The following is a 1,129-nucleotide window of genomic DNA, read 5'->3' as shown; positions in this document are numbered from 1 at the left end:
CGGGTTCTCGCCGTGCCCGCCCAGCCGCAGCCCGTACAGGGACTGCTTCGGTCGCCGCCACACCCGCTTGCCTGCCGGGTCGAACAGCGCCAGTGGTTCACCTGTCGGGGCGCTGACCGCATATTGAGTCTGCACCTCCCCGGCCATCAGCTCCACCCGGTTATCCAGATTAAGCGTAAACTGTTGCGTCTGCTGCGCTATCAGCTCCCAGCCGTCAAACACCAGATGGCGGATCATTTTTAGCCGGCCGTGCTGGTATTCTCGGATTTCCGCCGGCACGTCGCCGTCCCACAGGTAGGTGGTCCGCTTACCGCTCTGGATACACCGTTTTTCTATCCGTCGCCCGAAAGCGTCATAGCGATATTCCCACGGTATCCCGTCCGGGGTGATAAGGCCGGTCAGCTGATTCTGGCTGTTCCACCGGTATTTTGTCAGCGCCAGCCGGCAACCTTCCGCTAAAAACTGTTTCTCCTGCATGCGGCCGGCCCGGTCGTAAACAAACCGGTGCGAGTCCACCCAGTTCAGGCGATGGCCCTCCTGATAGAGGGTTTCCCCCATAATCTCCTGCACCCCGTCAAACCGTCTTGACGGGTACCCGGTCTCATCATACTGATAATGCTCCCGCAGTGTCCGGCCCTCACCCACCGACATCACCTGGCCGTTGCCGTTGAGGAGATAATTTAACGGCTGCCCGTCATCACTGACAGCGGTCAGGTTCAGCGCGGCATCGTATTCATACCGGCGGGCCACCCCCGCGTAAGCGGGTCCGGCAATCTCTTCCAGTTCAGCCGGCCGGAAGAAATGGGGATTACGGCCGGCCCGTTGCGCGGTTAACTGGCCCATCAGGCTGTACTGCTGACGCAAAATAAATCCCCCGTCCACGTAACGCCCCGTATCCCGGCCTGCGTCATCCCGTTCCAGGGTCAGGGGCGCCTGTCCCTCCAGCGCCAGTGTAATCAGTTCCCCCACCCGGTTGACTTCCCGGCGACTCTGCCAGCGGCAGAGGTGGGTCTGCCCGCTAAACCGGGCAGGGCCGGCAACCGGCGTTTTTTCGCCGGTCAGCAACTGCCGTTCTACCGCGCGGTTATCCGGGTAGTGACGCAGAATCTCGCCGTGCGGCTGAATTTCC

Annotated in this window: 1 protein-coding gene; it reads right to left on the bottom strand. The window is 61.7% G+C overall.

Features of this window, described 5'->3' with window-relative positions; translation table 11 throughout:
* Positions 1-1,129 (bottom strand): RHS repeat domain-containing protein (locus Phpb_RS27060; protein WP_476742270.1); only part of this gene is annotated, 1,129 nt, incomplete at both ends.

The organism is Photorhabdus namnaonensis (assembly GCF_001684335.1).
Classification (GTDB): Bacteria; Pseudomonadota; Gammaproteobacteria; order Enterobacterales; family Enterobacteriaceae; genus Photorhabdus; species Photorhabdus namnaonensis.
Note: the sequence above shows the minus strand (reverse complement) of the source record. Positions and strands in the feature narration are given on the sequence as shown.